This window comes from Eggerthella guodeyinii (assembly GCF_009834925.2).
Lineage (GTDB): Bacteria > Actinomycetota > Coriobacteriia > Coriobacteriales > Eggerthellaceae > Eggerthella > Eggerthella guodeyinii.
In genome coordinates this window covers 200,016-216,536 of record NZ_CP063310.1, presented here as the reverse complement: position 1 = coordinate 216,536, position 16,521 = coordinate 200,016, and the positions used below count along the sequence as shown (strand labels likewise).

At 65.2% G+C, this 16,521-nt stretch carries 11 protein-coding genes; 6 read left to right on the top strand and 5 right to left on the bottom strand.

Features of this window, described 5'->3' with window-relative positions:
- Nucleotides 1–5: 5 nt before the first annotated feature.
- Complete coding sequence (locus tag GS424_RS00875) at nucleotides 6–707, top strand: Crp/Fnr family transcriptional regulator (protein ID WP_160942169.1); 702 nt, start codon at nucleotides 6–8, stop codon at nucleotides 705–707.
- A gap of 76 nt (nucleotides 708–783) precedes the next feature.
- Here GS424_RS00875 and GS424_RS00870 read toward each other — a convergent pair whose 3' ends face one another.
- Together GS424_RS00870 and GS424_RS00865 are read right to left on the bottom strand one after the other, a co-directional pair.
- Nucleotides 784–2,688: a hypothetical protein gene (locus tag GS424_RS00870; protein WP_160942170.1), complete on the bottom strand. Its 1,905-nt coding sequence runs from the start codon at nucleotides 2,686–2,688 to the stop codon at nucleotides 784–786.
- The gene (locus GS424_RS00865) at nucleotides 2,675–4,798 is read right to left on the bottom strand and encodes an efflux RND transporter permease subunit (RefSeq protein WP_160942171.1); all 2,124 of its coding nucleotides are present in this window, start codon (nucleotides 4,796–4,798) and stop codon (nucleotides 2,675–2,677) included. The genes GS424_RS00870 and GS424_RS00865 overlap by 14 nt, the downstream gene beginning before the upstream one ends.
- 195 nt (nucleotides 4,799–4,993) lie before the next feature.
- On the opposite strand from GS424_RS00865, the gene GS424_RS00860 reads away from it, so the two are divergent.
- Nucleotides 4,994–5,680 carry a TetR/AcrR family transcriptional regulator gene (locus GS424_RS00860; RefSeq protein ID WP_015759845.1) on the top strand — a complete coding sequence of 229 codons (687 nt, stop codon included), beginning with the start codon at nucleotides 4,994–4,996 and terminating at the stop codon, nucleotides 5,678–5,680.
- Nucleotides 5,681–5,722: 42 nt separating this feature from the next.
- Here GS424_RS00860 and GS424_RS00855 read toward each other — a convergent pair whose 3' ends face one another.
- Nucleotides 5,723–6,688 (bottom strand): helix-turn-helix transcriptional regulator, encoded by a 966-nt coding sequence (locus GS424_RS00855; protein ID WP_160942172.1) that lies wholly within the window; start codon nucleotides 6,686–6,688, stop codon nucleotides 5,723–5,725.
- Nucleotides 6,689–6,937: 249 nt separating this feature from the next.
- On the opposite strand from GS424_RS00855, the gene GS424_RS00850 reads away from it, so the two are divergent.
- Both GS424_RS00850 and GS424_RS00845 read left to right on the top strand, forming a co-directional pair.
- Complete coding sequence (locus GS424_RS00850; RefSeq protein ID WP_154333270.1) at nucleotides 6,938–8,371, top strand: basic amino acid/polyamine antiporter; 1,434 nt, start codon at nucleotides 6,938–6,940, stop codon at nucleotides 8,369–8,371.
- Nucleotides 8,372–8,414: 43 nt separating this feature from the next.
- The gene (locus tag GS424_RS00845) at nucleotides 8,415–9,533 is read left to right on the top strand and encodes an aminotransferase (protein WP_160942173.1); all 1,119 of its coding nucleotides are present in this window, start codon (nucleotides 8,415–8,417) and stop codon (nucleotides 9,531–9,533) included.
- Between the two features lie 33 nt (nucleotides 9,534–9,566).
- Here the strand turns inward: GS424_RS00845 and GS424_RS00840 are convergent, their stop codons facing one another.
- Nucleotides 9,567–10,529 (bottom strand): helix-turn-helix transcriptional regulator, encoded by a 963-nt coding sequence (locus tag GS424_RS00840; protein ID WP_160942174.1) that lies wholly within the window; start codon nucleotides 10,527–10,529, stop codon nucleotides 9,567–9,569.
- Nucleotides 10,530–10,875: 346 nt separating this feature from the next.
- Between GS424_RS00840 and arcA the strand changes: the two genes are divergently transcribed.
- The gene (gene arcA, locus GS424_RS00835) at nucleotides 10,876–12,093 is read left to right on the top strand and encodes an arginine deiminase (RefSeq protein WP_015759840.1); all 1,218 of its coding nucleotides are present in this window, start codon (nucleotides 10,876–10,878) and stop codon (nucleotides 12,091–12,093) included.
- Nucleotides 12,094–12,203: 110 nt separating this feature from the next.
- Here arcA and GS424_RS00830 read toward each other — a convergent pair whose 3' ends face one another.
- Nucleotides 12,204–12,935, bottom strand: coding sequence for a type 1 glutamine amidotransferase domain-containing protein (locus tag GS424_RS00830; protein WP_160942175.1), 732 nt, complete (start codon nucleotides 12,933–12,935; stop codon nucleotides 12,204–12,206).
- 217 nt (nucleotides 12,936–13,152) lie between these two features.
- Between GS424_RS00830 and GS424_RS00825 the strand changes: the two genes are divergently transcribed.
- Nucleotides 13,153–16,350 carry a Cna B-type domain-containing protein gene (locus GS424_RS00825; RefSeq protein WP_160942176.1) on the top strand — a complete coding sequence of 1,066 codons (3,198 nt, stop codon included), beginning with the start codon at nucleotides 13,153–13,155 and terminating at the stop codon, nucleotides 16,348–16,350.
- The last annotated feature ends 171 nt before the right edge of the window (nucleotides 16,351–16,521 follow it).

Here is a 16,521-nt window from a genome sequence, read left to right as displayed (position 1 = left end):
AACGCATGGAAGCAATCAGCCTGTTCGTGCAGCCGAAGCCGCTGCTGAGCGAGACCATCGAACGCATCGTCGCCGACGGCACCCTGAAGGCTCGGGCGCTCGTGCTGAGCCCGGGGGATTACCTGTTCCGCGAGGGCGACGACATGCGCGAGACGTTTTACCTGACGAGGGGCCTGGTACGGCTGTACAGCGGCACGCCCGACGGGTACACCAAAACGGTGTTCTTCCACAAGGCGGGCACGCTCATCGGGTTCCAGGGATTCCGTCCCGAAGTCGACCGCAAGCCGTCCATCCTGAACGCGAAGGCCACCACGAAAGTCGAAGCGTTCGCCATCGACGCCGAGCGTTTCGGCGCCTACCTCAAAACGCACGGCGACGTGTGCTACGCCATGGCGCAATACCTGTTCGAGATGATGTCGCTGCAAACGCGCGAAGCGGTGAACGCCTCCGTGTACCCCGTGCTGCAGCGGTTCTCCGCGCTGCTGCTCACGCTGGCCCGCGAGTTCAACTCGGCGCAGGCGCCGGCCATCATCCCGTTCAGCAACGAGGAGCTGGCCGAGATGCTGGGCGTGCACGTGAACTCCATCACGAACTCCGTCGTGGCGCTGCGCAACGCCGATTGCGCCGAACGCCAACGCGGCGCGCTGGTCATCACCGATTTCAAGAAGCTCAAAAGCATCGCCGAAAACCTCATCGTGGAGAACTAGGCTCGCGGCAAGCCCGCCCCAGCCCGCCCGCCCCCTGCCCCGCCCGTCGCGGAGCAGGGGCAGGGGGCCGCTCCTTCTAGCTTGCAGGGCGGAAGAGGGCCAGCAGGCGATCCACGAAGCCCTGCGGCTCCGAGCCCGAGCCTGCGCCCCCGTCCGCGCCCCCGTCCGCGTCCGCATTCGCCTCCCCCGCCGCCTCCGCCGCGTCCGCGTCGTCGGGCTCCTCCACGCCGTCCACCACGTAGATGAACTGCACGTCGTCGACGGCGGTGTTCGACGGGTCGACGAAGGAGTGCGCCTGGTAGTCGGCGCCCAGCTTGTCGTCGATCGCCTGCTGCACCGCGTCGATGACCTGCTCGTCCATGCCGCTCACGGCCTCGGCGAGGTCGGCCGTGCCGGCGGACAGCTCGCGCGCGCCCGACGAGGCGCTCGCCGCGCCGCTCGCCAGCTGCACGGCCCCCGCAGCCGCCGACGACGCGCCCGCCGCCACCTCGCCCGTGCCGCCCGCCAGCGATGCCGCGCCCGCGCTCAAGCTCGCAGCCCCCTCAGCAAGCGCAGGCGCCTGCGTCGCGAGCGCATCGACGCCGCCGGCGTACGCCTCCACGTTGGCGGCAAGGTCTGCCGTGCCCGCCGACAGGCTCGCCGTGCCCGCCGCCGCCTCGGCGATGCCGCCCGACAGCGGCGCGTAGCTTCCCTCGACGGTGTCGAGCGCGCCGTAGGATCCGGCGGCCTGGCTGGCCTGGGCAAGCGCTTGCGCCGCGCCGTCCAAAGCGGCCACCGTCGCAGCCGTCGGATCGGCGTACGCCGCCGCCGCGGCCGCCGCGTACGCCTCCTGCGCGGCCGCGTACTGCGCGGCGCCGACGGCGGCCTGGGCCTTCGCCGCCGCCACGGCCCCGAGGAACGACTGGTCGCCCGCCCGCAGCGCCTGCACGCCCGCGTCGAGGTCGGCCGCCCCCGCGCGAACCCGCTCTGCCGCCGCGTCGAGCGCCGCGCTGTTCGCGCTCACCGACGCGAGCCCGTCCACCGCCGCGCCCACGCCCGCTTGCAGCTCCTCCGACCCGCGCGCCAGCGAGCTGGCGCCGCCCGCAAGCTCCGTCGCGCCCGCCGCCACCTCGCCGGTGCCGGACGCGAGGTCGCCCGAGCCGCTGGCTAGCGACCCCAGCCCGCTTTCAAGCGAGGCCGCGCCGTCGGACAGCTGCGCGGTTGCGTCCTCCAGCTCGCCGGTCTTGTCGGACAGCTGCGCGGTATCCTGCTCGGCCAGGTCGATGGCCAGGCCGAGCGGCATCGCGCTGATCTGCCACCCCTCGTACGAGAAGGCGCGCGCATCGCCCTCGATGGCGTACACGGCGCTCTCGCCCGGCAGCACCAAGTAGCTGATCACGGCGTTGTCGCCCACGTGGGCGACGGTCGCGCCGTCGGCCTCCTCCACTTTGAACGCGCTTTCCGGGAACGTCCCCTGCGCCTGCATGACGCAGCTTTCGGCGAAGTCCGCGAGCCCCGCGGCCTCCGCATCCCCGCCGCGCGCCGTCACCGCGAACTCGATGCGCAGCCGCCCGCTCTTCCCCGCCAGCTCGTCCGGCGCGATCTGCGCCCCGTCGAGGTAGTACGTCAACGAGACGTCCCACGGCAGCGGCGTCGCGGCATCCATCTCGCCCTCGTAATAGAACGGCTGATCGGCCAACGTGCTCACCTGCACGGCGCCGTTCTCCTGCACCAGCGCATCGGTGGTGGTCAGGTTCTTCACCCGCGTGTAGCGTGCCGGGTCGTCCACCGTCTGGACGGCGCCCGTGTCGAACACGTTCACCACGTACAGCCCTTGCGTCGTCCCGTCGGCGCCCGCCTTCACGTACACCACCTCGTCCTTCGCCGCCTCGGGCTCGACGCCCCACGCTTGGCTCACCTCCAACGCCGCCGTCGGCAACGCCAGCACGCCGGCCAGCAGCGAGGCCGCCAGAGCACATCCCGCTTCCTTACGCTTCTCCATGAGCACCTTCTCCTTCCAACGCGCTCGCACCCTTCGGCTCGCCCTCGTACACATGCAGGCCGAGCGAGGTGCGGCGAATGACTCCATCGAATGTTTTGAACAACCACGGCAGGAACACGAACATCATGAGCATGGACGTGAACGCGCCGCGCGCGATGAGCACGCCCAGCTCGGAGATCACGCCGTTCGAGGCGATCTGCCACACCGCCAGCCCCGCGAACACGAGGATCGACGAGGACGTGAGAATGGTCAGGGCCGCATGCTTCACCGCCGAACGCGCCGCCTCGCGCGGCGTGTACTCGCTGCGGCGGTCGAAGTACTCGCGCGTGTAGATGATGGCGTAGTCCACGGCCGCGCCCAGCTGCACCGCGTCGATCACGAGGTAGCCGATGTAGTTCAGGCTGTCGCCCAGGAAGTACGGCACGGCCAAGTTGATCCAGATGGCCACCTCGATGGCGATCAGCACCACGAACGGGATGGACAGGCTGCGGAACATGAGCGCCAGCACGAGGCCGATGGACAGCATGGAGAACAGCTTCACGCGCCCCGCGTCCTGCTGCACCGTGTCGCGCAGGTCGTACACCGACACCTCCGCGCCCGCCAACCGGTACGCGTCCCCGTACTGAGCCTCCGCCGTCGCACGCACCTGCTCCACCAGCGCGAACGCCTCGTCGCCCTCGCCTTCCACGTCGAGCGACACCACGAGGCGCGACCAGCCGCCCGCGATCACCTGCTCCACCGTGGACGCGGGCGCAACCTCCACCGGCAGCGCGCGCCCGGCCTCGGTCACGTACGACGTCACGCCCGTCACGTGATCGAGCGCCTCGAGATCGTCCGCAAGCGCCTGCTCGCGCGACGTGTCGCCCTCGGGCACCATCACTACCCAGGTGGCCGACGCGCCGAACGCCTCCTCGATGCGCTCCTGCTCAACCGCGGTCTGGCTGCCCGGAGGTGCGAACCCGGAGGTGCCGTACCTGAAATCGGTGCGGCTCTCCGCCAGGTACGCCGGCACCGCCACGACGATCACCACCACGGCCATCGGCACCATGATGCGCTGGCACACGCGGGCGAAGCCGTCGAACGAGGGCATGAGGAACCGGTGCTCGAACCTGTCGATCCAGCGCAGGCACAGCAGCGTGAGGCACGGCATGAGGAACATGACGGTGAGGAAGCTGAACAGGATACCCTTCGCCAGCACGATGCCCATGTTCACGCCGATGCCGAACTGCATGACCGTGAGCGAGAGGAAGCCGAAGAACGTGACGGCCGCGCTGGACAACACCACCGAGAAGCCGCGCTTCATCGCATGCGCCATGGCAACGTAGGGGTCGGCGTACTCGCGCTGGCAGCGGCGGAACGTGTGCAGCAGCACGATGGCGTAGTCCATCGACACCGCCAGCTGCAGGATGGCGCCGCATATCTGGCTGATGAAGGAGATCTCGCCGATCAGGAGGTTCGTCCCCATGTTCATCACGATGGCCACGCCGATCACCGTCAGGAAGATGACGGGCTCGAACCACGAATGCGACGTCAGCGACAGGATCACGATGATGATGAGCACCGCCAGCACCATGATGTAGGCGATCTCCACCGACGTGGAGCTTTGCGCGCTGGCGGTGTTCACGGCATCGCCCGACAGCGACACCTGCGACGCGCCCGCATCCTGGGCGGCCGCACGCGCCTCCTCGGTGGCCGTCACCCCTTTCGCCTCGTCGATGACCAGCTGGAACAGATACCCGTCGTCGGTCGCCCACGACGCCGTCACGTCCTCGTCCTGCACGGCGAGCGGCTTCTTCGTGTCCGCCACGCTGCCCAGCCACATCACCTCGTCCACGCCGTCGACGGCGGCCAGGTCGCGGGAAAGCTGCTCGGCCGTGGCCTGGTCGATGCCCTCGGCGAACAGGCGCGCGTTCGGGATGCCCCCGTCGAACGAGTGCTCCATGTCGTCGAGCGCCTGCATCGACGGCGCGTCGGCCGGCAGGTAATCGGTCATGCTGTAGTTCACCTTCACCGCCGGGATGCACAGCGCGCACGCCACTGCCGCCACCGCGAACAGCGCAACCACCGCCTTGCGGTGGCGCAGGAACGCTTCGCAAAACTTGAGCATCATGCTCCCTTCGAACAGATGTTTCACGTGAAACACTCATACCACAGGTGATGCATACTCAACATTAGTACCGTTATACATCACGTGTTGAATAATGAACGAGTATGCGATATGCTTTCGACCAGGGCAATACGCAATCAAGCGCCCGATCGTCGACTATTCGACACCGCGGGGGCTGTTCGTCGAAGAAGGTGAATCGTGTCGGAAGAAATCTTGACACCCGGATGGCGTCGCGACATCAAAATGGATCGCCGTTCTCGGCGCACGCGCAACGCGCTGACGACGGCGCTCATGGCGCTTTTGAAGGAGCGCCCGCTCAAAAGCATCACCGTCACCGAGCTGGCCGAGCTGGCCGACGTGAACCGCGCCACGTTCTACGTGCACTTCCAGGACGTGTACGACATGTTCGACCAGGTGAAAGAGGAGTTCTGCAACATCTGCCGCGAGCTGGTGGACGCGCATGGCGAAGAGCTGGCGCGCAACGAGAACCGTCCGTTCCTCGAGGACATCTTCAGCTACTTCGAAACGAACGAAGACGCGTTCGCCATCGTGTTCGGCGACAACGCCGACGGGGCCTTCCTGGGAGACGTCATCGACGTGGTGCGCGACAGCTGCCTCACGGCCGTCGCGCCCCTCGAGGCCGTGGAGCGCCGGGAGCGCGACCAGGGCCTGACGCCGAACCGCGACCGCGCCCTCGGCATGGCGCTGTGCAACTACCAGTTCGACTTCATCGCCGGCGGCATCGTCAGCATGCTGAAAAGCTGGCTGGCCAGCGACCGCCGCGAGTCCATCGACACCATGGTCGCCCTCGCCGACAGCTACCTCAACGTGCTGGGCGAAGGCGTCCTCCAGCGCAACCTCGCGCTGGCCGAGCGCCCGTCGTAGCAAGCGCGGCGCCCCGATGCCCCAAAGGGAGCCGAACCCCTTCTAGGACATCCTCCAGAAGTCCCGGATAAGCTCCTGACGGTTCGCCTGACCGGATTTTTGCAGGATGTTGTGCACGTGCACCTTCACGGTGCTGGGCGACAGCTGCAACGACGAGGCGATGTTCTGATTGTCGTTGCCCTGCAGGACGAGGTACAGCACCTCCCGCTCGCGCTCGGACAGCTGATGCTGCTTGCCGTACCGCATGAGCGTGTCGTTCAGCACCGCCTCGCGGCGCTCGCCGCCCGGCGCCGGCGGATGCTCGAAGCGCAACGCGAGCGTGCGGAACGCGTCGCGGCACGCCACGAACATGCAGACGAGCATCAACGCGTTCTCGGCGTAGTTGCGCTCGGACGTGAACGCCCACGGCCCGATGCCAAGCGTCGCCGGATCCACCACGAGGAAGAAGAGCACGTCCTCGGCCACCACCAACACGCCGAGCACCCACAGCGCCACGTACAGGCGCAGGTGGCGGCACAGTCGCCCGCGCTCCACGCTGTCGTCCGTCGTGCGGTAGCGATACGCGGCGAATCCCAGCATCCAGAACAACAGCAGCGCGCGCAGGGTGTAGAACGTGAAGCGCTGCACGTTCCCCTCGGGAAACGCGATGAGCACCACCGCGCTTGCCACCACGAACACCACGCCGGGCACCGCCATGAGCGCGCGGCTCTTCTCGCCGAGCACCGTGCATACCACCAGCCAGAACGACACGAGGAACCCAGCGCCCGCCAGGATGGACGCGTACGAGCGCACCATCAGGTACGCGCTGGTCATCTGCGCATCGAGCCCCGGATACATGAGCTCGTCCTGCAACACCCAGGCCACGTCGAAGAAGTAGAACAGAAACGCAAGGAACGCGAACAGCAGCACGCGCTTGCGCGACACGAGGTACGCCGACAGGCACGCAGCCGAGGTGAGGACGGAAGCCAGCAGCACGATCAGGGTGAAATGGAAGAGCACGAACCCCACCAACAGACACTCCTTCGTCCGACGATGCAGGAAATCAATCGTTTCCCATCATATACGAAACGGTACGCCCCTGCGGTGCATGCATCCGATCACCTGCGGTTTAACTAGGTTGTAGTTCTCAGTCGCCGCATTTCGGACGCGCGCGGGCCGCTCGATAGACCCTGTTTAGACCTTTCTTTCGCCGTCGCCTCCCGGCAAGGTGTGATCGACGCGTCGTCATGCAGCACCTCTTCGCAAAGGAGTTCGTCAATGGACAAAAGAAAAGGGATCGGCCTGTTCGGGCTGATCGGCATGGTGATCAGCTCGTGCATCGGGTCGGGCGTGTTCGCCATCACGGGCCAGTTGGCGCAGGTCGCGTCCCCCGGCAGCGCGCTCATAGCCTGGGGCGTCGTGGGCGTGGGCTTCATGATGCTAGCGCTGTCGCTTGCCAACCTGGGCGCGAAGCGCCCCGACCTGCACGGCATCTTCCAGTACGCCGAGGAGGGCTTCGGCCCGTTCGCGGGCTTCATCTCGGGCTGGGGGTACTGGCTGAGCGCGTGGCTGGGCAACGTCGCCTTCGCCACGATGATGATGTCGACGCTGGGGTACTTCTTCCCCGCGTTCCTGCCGGGCAACACCGTTCCCTGCATCCTCATCGCGTCGGTCATCATGTGGCTGCTCACCCTGCTCGTCATCCGCGGCGTCGAGAGCGCATCGTTCCTCAACGCCATCGTCATGGTGTGCAAGGTGGCGTCTATCGCCGTGTTCATCCTGTTCACCCTGTTCCTGTTCAACGCCAACGTGTTCACGGCCGACTTCTGGGGCACGCTCCAGAACAACATGGCCTCCATGGGCGAGCTGGGCGCAGACGCGGTGGCCATCGGAAGCGTCGGCGACCAGGTGAAGAACTGCCTCATCATCCTCATGTGGACCTTCGTGGGCATCGAGGGAGCCACCGTCATGTCCTCCCGTGCCCGCAAGAAGAGCGACGTGGGCAAGGCGACCGTCATCGGCCTGATCTGCCTGCTGCTCATCTACATCAGCGCCTCGGTGCTGCCGTACGGCTACCTGCCCTACACCGAGATCGCCGCCATGAACTACCCGGCCATGCTCTACGTGTTCGACTCGATGGCCCCCGGCTGGGGCGGCGCGTTCATCTCCATCGCCATCATCATCTCCGTCATGGGGTCGTGGCTGTCGTTCACCATCCTGCCCGCCGAAACCACGTCGGACATGGCGAAACGCCAACTGCTGCCCGCCGCATGGGGCAAGATGAACGCCAAGAACGCTCCCCGGTTCAGCCTGCTGATCGTGGGCGCGTGCACCCAGGTGTTCATGCTCACGCTCATCTTCTCCGAAGACGCGTACAACTTCGCGTTCTCCCTCTGCACGGTGGCCATCGTCATCACCTGGACCCTGGCAGCCGCCTATCAAGCGAAGTACTCCGCCCAGAACAGGCAGATGGGACAGCTGATCATCGGCGCGATCGCGGTGCTGTTCCAGGTTGTCGGCGTACTGCTGAACGGCTGGACGTTCCTGCTGCTCACCTGCGTCGGTTACATCCCGGGCTTCTTCGTGTACGCCAAGGCGCGCAAGGATCAAGGACGCGGCCTGACGACGGCCGAGAAGGCGGGGATGGGCATCATCTCGGCACTCGGCGTGCTGTCGCTCGTGCTGCTGTTCACGGGATTCATCAGCTTCTAGCACCGCATATCGCAACCTGTCACAACCGGGAAGGGACACTCCTATGCATATCGCAACCATTGGCGTTGAAGACTGGCTGAACGTCTGGGAGAAAAGCGCCACCTACGACATCGCGCAATCCACCATCTCGTCGATGACGATGGGCGAGATCCTCGCCCTGGACGACGAGCACGGGGCCACGTTCTACGAGCGGCTGAACAAGGACAAGATGAACTACGGCTGGATCGAGGGCTCGCCCGCGTTCAAAGAGGAGGTGGCCAAGCTCTACCGCTCGGTGGATCCCGGCAACGTGCTGCAGACCAACGGCGCGACCGGCGCCAACTTGCTGGCGCTGCTGGCCCTCGTGGAGCCGGGCGACCACGTGATCGCCGAATACCCCACCTACCAGCCGCTGTACGAAATCCCCCGCACGCTGGGAGCCGACGTGGAGTATTGGCACATCCGCCGCGAGCACGGCTGGAACCCCGACGTGACCGAGCTTGAAAAGCTCGTGCGCCCCGACACGAAGCTCATATGCATCAACAACGCCAGCAATCCGCTGGGCACCGTGCTCGACGCCGCAACGCTCAAGCGCATCGCGGAAATCGCCGAATCGGTGGGCGCCTACGTCCTGTCCGACGAGGTGTACCTGCCCCTGCACGACACGGAATCGTACGTGTCGATGGCCGACCTGTACGATAAGGCCGTCGTGACGAACAGCCTGTCGAAGACGTACTCGGTGCCGGGCGCGCGCATCGGGTGGACGGTGTCGAACAAGGAGCTGGCCGACCGCTTCCGCGTGTACCGCGACTACACGATGATCTGCGACGGCGTGTTCAACGACGCGTTGGCCGTGCACGTGCTGCGCAACCGCGACAAGGTGCTTGAGCGCAACCGCGCCATCGTCACGAACAACCTCGCCATCGCCCAGGAGTGGGTGGACGGCGAGCCGCGCGTGTCCTGGGTGCCCCCGAAGGCCGTGTCCACGTCGTTCATCGAGCTGGATATCCCGATCGACGACGAGCGGTTCTGCATCGACCTGCTGCGCGACCAAGGGGTGCTGCTGGTGCCGGGAAGCCGTTTCGAGTTGCCCTGCGGCGCCCGTCTGGGATACTGCGCGCCCGAGCCCACGCTGCGCGAGGGCCTCAAGCGCCTGAGCGCCGCGCTGCGCCAGTTCGACTAAGCACGAAGCGCGCGCCGCTCGGCGCGCGCTTCGCTACGACGTCTTCCAGAAGTCCTGGGTGAGGGCCTGGCGGTTGGGCTGGCCCGTCTTTTGCAGGATGTTGTGCACGTGCACCTTCACGGTGCTCAGGGCCAGATGCATGGTGGACGCGATGTTCTGATTGTCGTTGCCCAGCAGCACGAGGTGCAGCACCTCCTGCTCGCGCTCGGACAGTTGGTGGCGCTTGCCGTACACCATGAGGTTCTCGCTGATGCGCGCGTCCTGCACTTCGCCGCCGTGCATTGGCGGGCGTTCGAAACGCATCGACAGCACCTGGAACGCGTCGCGGCACGCGAAGAACGCCAGGCTCAGCATCAGCACGTTCTCCATGAAGTTGCGCTCGGGCGCGAACGTGCGCGGCCACATGACGACGGAGTTCGGCTCGCACACCAGGAAGAAGCTCGCGTCCTCCAGGACCATGAGCAGCCCCACCACCCACACCAGCACGTACAGCCATCGATGACGGCGCAAACGATTGCGCTCCACCTCGTCTTTGCTGGAGAAGTAACGGAACCCGACATACAGCAGCATCCAGAACAGCAGCATGGCACGCGTGGTGTAGAACACGAACCGCTGCACGTTGCCATCAGGCAGCAACGTGAGCGCCGCGATGCTGCCCAGCACGTACACCACCCCCGGCACCACGCGCAACGCGCGGTTCGTGCCGCCGAGGTAGTCGCACAGCAGCAGCCAGAACGCCATGAGGCAGCCGCCGCCCGTCACCACGGACACCAGCGAGCGGACGATGGCGAACACGCCCACCACCTGCAAATCGCCCAGGAGGGCAAAGTCGTCCTGCAGCACCCAGGCGACGTCGAAGAAGTAGAACAGGAAGCCGAACACGGCGAACATCATCTCGCGCCGATGCGACACGAGATAGGCCGACAAGCACGTGGCCGAAGCGAGGATAGAGGCAAGCATCACGAACAGCGTGTAGTAAAACAGCACGAACCCCACGAACGAGCACCTCGCTATCGTTTACCTCATGGCTTGCATCATATGCCATGATACACGAAATCGCGCACGGCGTTGCCCCGGCCCGAAAACGCGCCCGCGCACCCCGGCGGCCACCGCTGGGGAATCATCTTCCCACCTGCGGTTTACGGGAGGTTTACCGCGTTCGCCGCTCCGCTACACCCGCAATCAATCTATCGCTAAATCTTGTTTACATCTTTCATTCGCCCGACGAGGGGTGCATGGTGGACTCAACGCGCCGAGCGGCTTAAAGGACCGCACGGCGACTTGGCGAAGATCGGTTCCCCCTTCACGAGGAACCGACGTAAAGGAAGAAGGAGGGTTGCACATGTCAGGAGTAAACGTCAAGAGCGAGATCAAGCCCTTGAAGAAAGTCCTGCTGCACCGCCCGGGTAAAGAGCTTCTGAACCTGACGCCGAACACGCTCGAGGAGCTGCTGTTCGACGACATCCCGTTCTTGAAGGTCGCCCAGGAGGAGCATGACGCGTTCGCACAGGCTCTGCGCGACAACGGCGTCGAAGTGTTTTACCTGGAAGACCTCATGGCTGAGGTTCTCGAGGCCAACCCCGAGCTGCGCGAGCAGTTCCTCAAGCAGTGGATCGAAGAGGCCGGCATCCGCACGGATCGCTACCAGAAGATCATCTTCGACTACATGCAGGAGAACTACCCCGACGCCAAGGACTTCGTGCTGAAGACGATGGAGGGCATCAACCTCACCGAGCTGCACACCGACAAGTCCAACTCGCTGGTGGACCTGGTTTCCGAGTCCTCCAAGATGGTCGTGGCCCCCATGCCGAACCTGTACTTCACCCGCGACCCGTTCGCGATGATCGGCAACGGCGTGTCCATCAACCGCATGTACTCCGAGACCCGCAACCGCGAGACCATCTACGGCGAGTACATCTTCACGCACCATCCCCTGCTCAAGGGCACCCCTGAGTACTACAGCCGCTACAACACGTTCCACATCGAGGGCGGCGACATCCTCAACATCAACGACAAGGTGTTGGCCATCGGCATTTCCCAGCGCACCGAGCCCGATGCCATCGACGCCATCGCGAAGAACATCTTCAACGATCCGACGAGCCCCATCGAGACCATCCTGGCGTTCAACATCCCGAACTCCCGCGCCTTCATGCACCTCGACACCGTGTTCACCCAGATCGACGTTGACAAGTTCACCATCCACCCGGGCATTATGGGCCCGCTGACCGTGTTCGAGATCACCGCCGAAGGCGACGGCATCAAGGTCAAGGAAGTGAACGGCACGCTGGAGAGCATCCTGGAGACCTACATGGGTCATCCCGTGGAGCTCATCCCCTGCGGCGGCGGCGATCGCATCGCGGCCGAGCGCGAGCAGTGGAACGACGGCTCGAACACGCTGTGCATCGCCCCGGGCACCATCGTGGTGTACGAGCGCAACGACGTGACGAACGCCGTGCTGGAAGGCAAGGGCCTCAAGCTGATCGTGGTCCCGTCTGCCGAGCTGTCCCGCGGCCGTGGCGGCCCGCGCTGCATGAGCATGCCCATCGAGCGCGAAGACTAAGCTTTTCCGCTACCACCGGTGGTTGCGCGCGATGTGCTCCGCGTGACCACCACCTTCCCCAGGCGCCCCCTGCGCTGAATCCGGTCCCAAATGGCGAACGAGAACCGGGTTCAGCGCAGGGGGCGTTCTATATTCTCCAACAGCAGGCGCGCGACGGCGCGGGGCGATTCGGGGTTCTGACCCGTGATGATGCGGCCGTCCTGCATGGCGAACGACGCGAACGGGCGCTTCTTGCAGAACACGGCGCCGTGCGCCTTCGCCACCTGCTCGTTCCAGAACGGGATGGCGGCGCTCTTGCCGCTCAGGTACTCCTCCGCCGTGGTGAAACCCGTGATGCTCTTCCCTTCCACGAGGTACGTGCCGCGATCCTGCACGAACAGCAGCCCCGCGATGCCGTGGCACACCGAGGCGAGGTAGCCGCCGTTGCCGTACACCTCGAGGCACAGGCGCGCAAGCCCTTCGCTGCTGGGGAAATCCCACATCACGCCGTGGCCGCCCGTGTAGTACAAGGCAGCGTACTCCCCCGCGTCCACGTCGTCGGGGCTCATCGAGCGCGCGAGCGCGCGCTCCTGGAAGTCGGGCGTGTGGTACAACGCGAACGTGGCCTGGTCGAGATATGCCGGCTTCATGCTGCGCGGGTCGAGGGGCACGAAGCCGCCGTTCGGGCTGACGTAGTCCACCTCGAAGCCGCGCTGGCCCACCTCGTCCACGAACTCGGCGGCTTCGCCCAGCCACAGCCCGGTGGCAGCGTGCTTCTCCCCGTACGTGGGGGTGTTGGTCAGGGCAATCAGGATCTTCTTCATCGTGGGCTCCTCCTCGACGCCGGGGCTGCGTTCGATCATACGGTGCGCGCGTCTCATCGATCATGCGCTTCGTCATCCGTAAGCGCCGCGTGGCCAAACGGCATACGGGACGCGACCGGTGCCTCGCGCCTCGCGCCCCGCGCCGCCTCTGCCGCGCGCCTGAGCAACAAGTTGAGGCTGGCAATTCACGCATGTTCTGACCTGCGTTGATGCTAAGCTGGCGGATGGATTATCGAGCATCGAAGGGGATTATGCCATGAAGGTTCGCACACTGTTGATAGGCGCCGCGTTGGGCCTTGCGCTTTGCCTGCCCGTCGCTCCGGGCATGACGGCGGAAGCCGCCGAAGATACCGTGCAAATCACGGACATCGAGCAATTGGTGCCGTACGTTCCCGACGCGATCTTCCGCCAAGCCGTGTTCGATGCCGTGAAGGACGGGGCTGACGGCGCCGAAGGCGCGGACGTCGAAGAAGCGCTGTACAATTTCAGGGGAACCGTTCTGTACAACAAGAGCAACGCGACGCCCTCGGATCAGAAGATCAAGGACGTACACGGCATTCAATACCTGCGCAACGCCCAGCTCGTCAGCCTGAAGTACAACGAGATTCGCGACTTTTCATGGCTCGAGAGGAGCGGCGGGCTCGAAGACAAGTACTATGGCGAGCTGCTGGCGAACGACGACACCATCGAAATCGACGAGAGGAACGTGGTGTGGGATTTCGGCGGCAACCCCTTTGAGATGCTCCCGACGTTCTTCGGGGGACGCCTGAAGATCATGCAACCGGCAAGCTCTTCTTTCACGTACTCGGAAGACGTATCCCAGCACCTTGCCTACGTTCGCCCCGCCGGCGAGACCGCCGTCAGCGGAGCCCTCGACATCGGCAAATCGGCCATATACGAGCATGGCGCGAAGATCGAGGACGCGCACGTCGTAGAATGCGGAGTTCACACACGGCCGGGCGACGCCGCCACCAGCATGGTCATCGCCTCTCATAACGACACGACCGCCGCCTTCACCGGCCTTGAGAAAAGCGGGGTCTTCCATATCTACGTCGGCATGGATAAAGAGTTGAAGTACGGCACCCAGGACGAATGGGGCGCCATTACGGAAGGCGAGCAATCCTACAAATACTACCTCACGCCCACCTTTCGCGTATACGACCGGATCACGGCCGCGTCCGCAGCCGGAAGCAGCGCCGTGCTGACCAAGACCGACGCCACCACCAACGCGCCGGTGGCCGGAGCGACCTATGCGGTGTACACGGACAAGGGGGTTTTCGTCGAAGAGCGCACGACCGATGATGCGGGCAGCCTCTCCACCTCCAGCCTCCTGCCGGGCGCCTACTACTTCCAGGAGACCGAAGCGCCCACCGGCTACCTGCTCAACGACAAGAAAATCCCCTTCACCATCGTAGAGGGCACCACGGGCGCAACCACCTCGGTCGGCGGCGGCGAGTCGCAGGTGACCACGTCCGACGGTCAAACCGTCAACGCCTCTGCCAACGAGCGGCTGTTCGCCGGCGGCAAGGACGGCTCCGGCACCCTGCTCAGCCCCGACCTGGAGCTTTCATCGAGCAACCCCGACGACGTCGTAGGCGTGCAGGTGACGTACGACAAGCTCGACGGCGACCGAGGCGGCGACAACGTCGTGCGCACGTTCGACAACCTGACCGACGCCCAAGCCGACATCAACGCCGAGAAGGGCGACAACGCCATCCTGGGACCCGTCTCCGTCACGGCCAGGTATCGCACGTCGACCGCCGCGCCCGTGCAGGTGCAAACGAGCGACGAGCCCGTCGAGGCGATCGACATCCCCGTGAAGAAGCACTGGCAGGACAACCCCGACTGGCACGGAACGCGCGCCGACGTCACCATCCGCTTGTGGTGCGGCGGCGACGAGGTGGGCACCTGGACGCTGATCGGAGGAGAGCCGAGCGAAGGCGGGGCCGACGACTTCGACCACGTGTTCACCGGCCTGCCGAAAACCGACCAGTACGGCAACGACCTCGTGTACGAAGTGACTGAGGATCCCGTTCGGGACGCTTCGGGCATCACCGGCAACTACATCTCGACCATCGACGCCGATCCAGCGGCTGACAACGGCGTCATCGTCTCCAACCTGTACAACGTTGCCGAGAAGTTCTACCTGACCGGGCAGAAAACATGGAGCGGCGACACCGAGGCCGACCGCCCCGCATCCGTGTCCCTTACGCTCACGCAGACGAACGCGAGCGGGCACGCCCCCTACATCTTCAAGACCACGGCGTCGGCGCCCGACTGGGCGTACACGTTCACGAACATTCCGCTGCTCGAAGGCTCCGAGCGGGCAACGTACCAGCTCACCGAAACGCCCGTGAACGGGTACACGTCGTTCGCCCCCATCGCCAACATCCAGGGCACCGGCGACATCGAGACGGTGGTCGTTCCGGCCGAGCAAACCGTCAACAAGATCAAGCGCGTCGACGTCGCCGGCACCAAATCATGGCACGACTACGACAACGCCCTCGGCACGCGCCCGGCGGCGATCACCGTGAACCTGTATCAGGACGACGTGCTGTTCGACACCGCCACCGCAACCGCCGACGACGGCTGGGCGTACCAGTTCACCGGCCTGCCCGAAGCCGCCGCGAACGGCACCATCCACGTGTACACCGTGCAGGAGGAGGCCGTCGAACACTACGCCACCGTCATCGACGGCACCGCCATCGCGAACACGCTCGACCCGAAGCTGAACGACATAGCCGAGGTGAAGGGCACGAAGACCTGGGACGACAACGACAACGCCGGCAACACGCGCCCCGAAAGCATCACCGTGGAGCTGCTGGACGGCGACGATGTGGTGAAGTCGCTGGAAACCACGGAGGCTGACGGTTGGGCGTACGCGTTCGCCGAGCTGCCGAAGTACGCCGACGACGGAACCGAGATCGCCTACACCGTGCGCGAGAAGGACGTCCCGACCGGCTATGAGGCGGTCGTCTCGGGCTACAACATCGCGAACACGCTGAAGCCCCAGCCCGGCGGCGACACCGTCGAAGTCGCCGGCACGAAGACCTGGGTGGACAACGACAACGCCGGCACCACGCGACCGGAAACGCTCACCGTCTCGCTGTACCAGAACGACAAGCTCTTCCGCACGCAGGAGACGTCCGCACAGCGCGATTGGGCGTACCGCTTCGCCGACCTCCCCCGCTTCGACGCGGATGGGAAGGAGTTCGCGTACTCGATACGGGAGGATGCCGTCCCCACCGGGTACACGGCCGCCGTGAAGGGTTACGACCTGACCAACACCTTGAGCGAGATCCCGCAGAAGCCGAAGGACCCGACCACCCCGACCGACGTGCCGCACAAGCTGGCCGCCACCGGCGACGTCCCGTTCGCCGCAGTCGCGCTTGGCGCAACCTTCGCGGCCGCGCTCCTCGTCGTCGCCGCCTTCCGAAAGCGCAGGCGCGCCTAGGCTTGCATCGACCGATCGCAACCTCCCAAGCCCCCCGCTTCAAGCATCGAAGCGGGGGGCTTTTCCCTGTTCAGACGCAACGTAAAAGACTTTTGACAAGGTGAACTGGGGGCGGGAGAGGTTTCGTCAAGACCATTTGATGGTACACTTTGGCGCGTCATGGCAACCTGT

Bases quoted from the DNA above. Each gene is read 5' to 3' on its own strand.
- GS424_RS00865 (WP_160942171.1), bottom strand. From the start codon at position 4,798: ATGATGCTCAAGTTTTGCGAAGCGTTCCTGCGCCACCGCAAGGCGGTG.
- GS424_RS00845 (WP_160942173.1), top strand. From the start codon at position 8,415: ATGCATATCGCAACCATTGGCGTTGAAGACTGGCTGAACGTCTGGGAG.
- arcA (WP_015759840.1), top strand. From the start codon at position 10,876: ATGTCAGGAGTAAACGTCAAGAGCGAGATCAAGCCCTTGAAGAAAGTC.
- GS424_RS00870 (WP_160942170.1), bottom strand. From the start codon at position 2,688: ATGGAGAAGCGTAAGGAAGCGGGATGTGCTCTGGCGGCCTCGCTGCTG.
- GS424_RS00825 (WP_160942176.1), top strand. From the start codon at position 13,153: ATGAAGGTTCGCACACTGTTGATAGGCGCCGCGTTGGGCCTTGCGCTT.
- GS424_RS00850 (WP_154333270.1), top strand. From the start codon at position 6,938: ATGGACAAAAGAAAAGGGATCGGCCTGTTCGGGCTGATCGGCATGGTG.
- GS424_RS00875 (WP_160942169.1), top strand. From the start codon at position 6: ATGGAAGCAATCAGCCTGTTCGTGCAGCCGAAGCCGCTGCTGAGCGAG.
- GS424_RS00830 (WP_160942175.1), bottom strand. From the start codon at position 12,935: ATGATCGAACGCAGCCCCGGCGTCGAGGAGGAGCCCACGATGAAGAAG.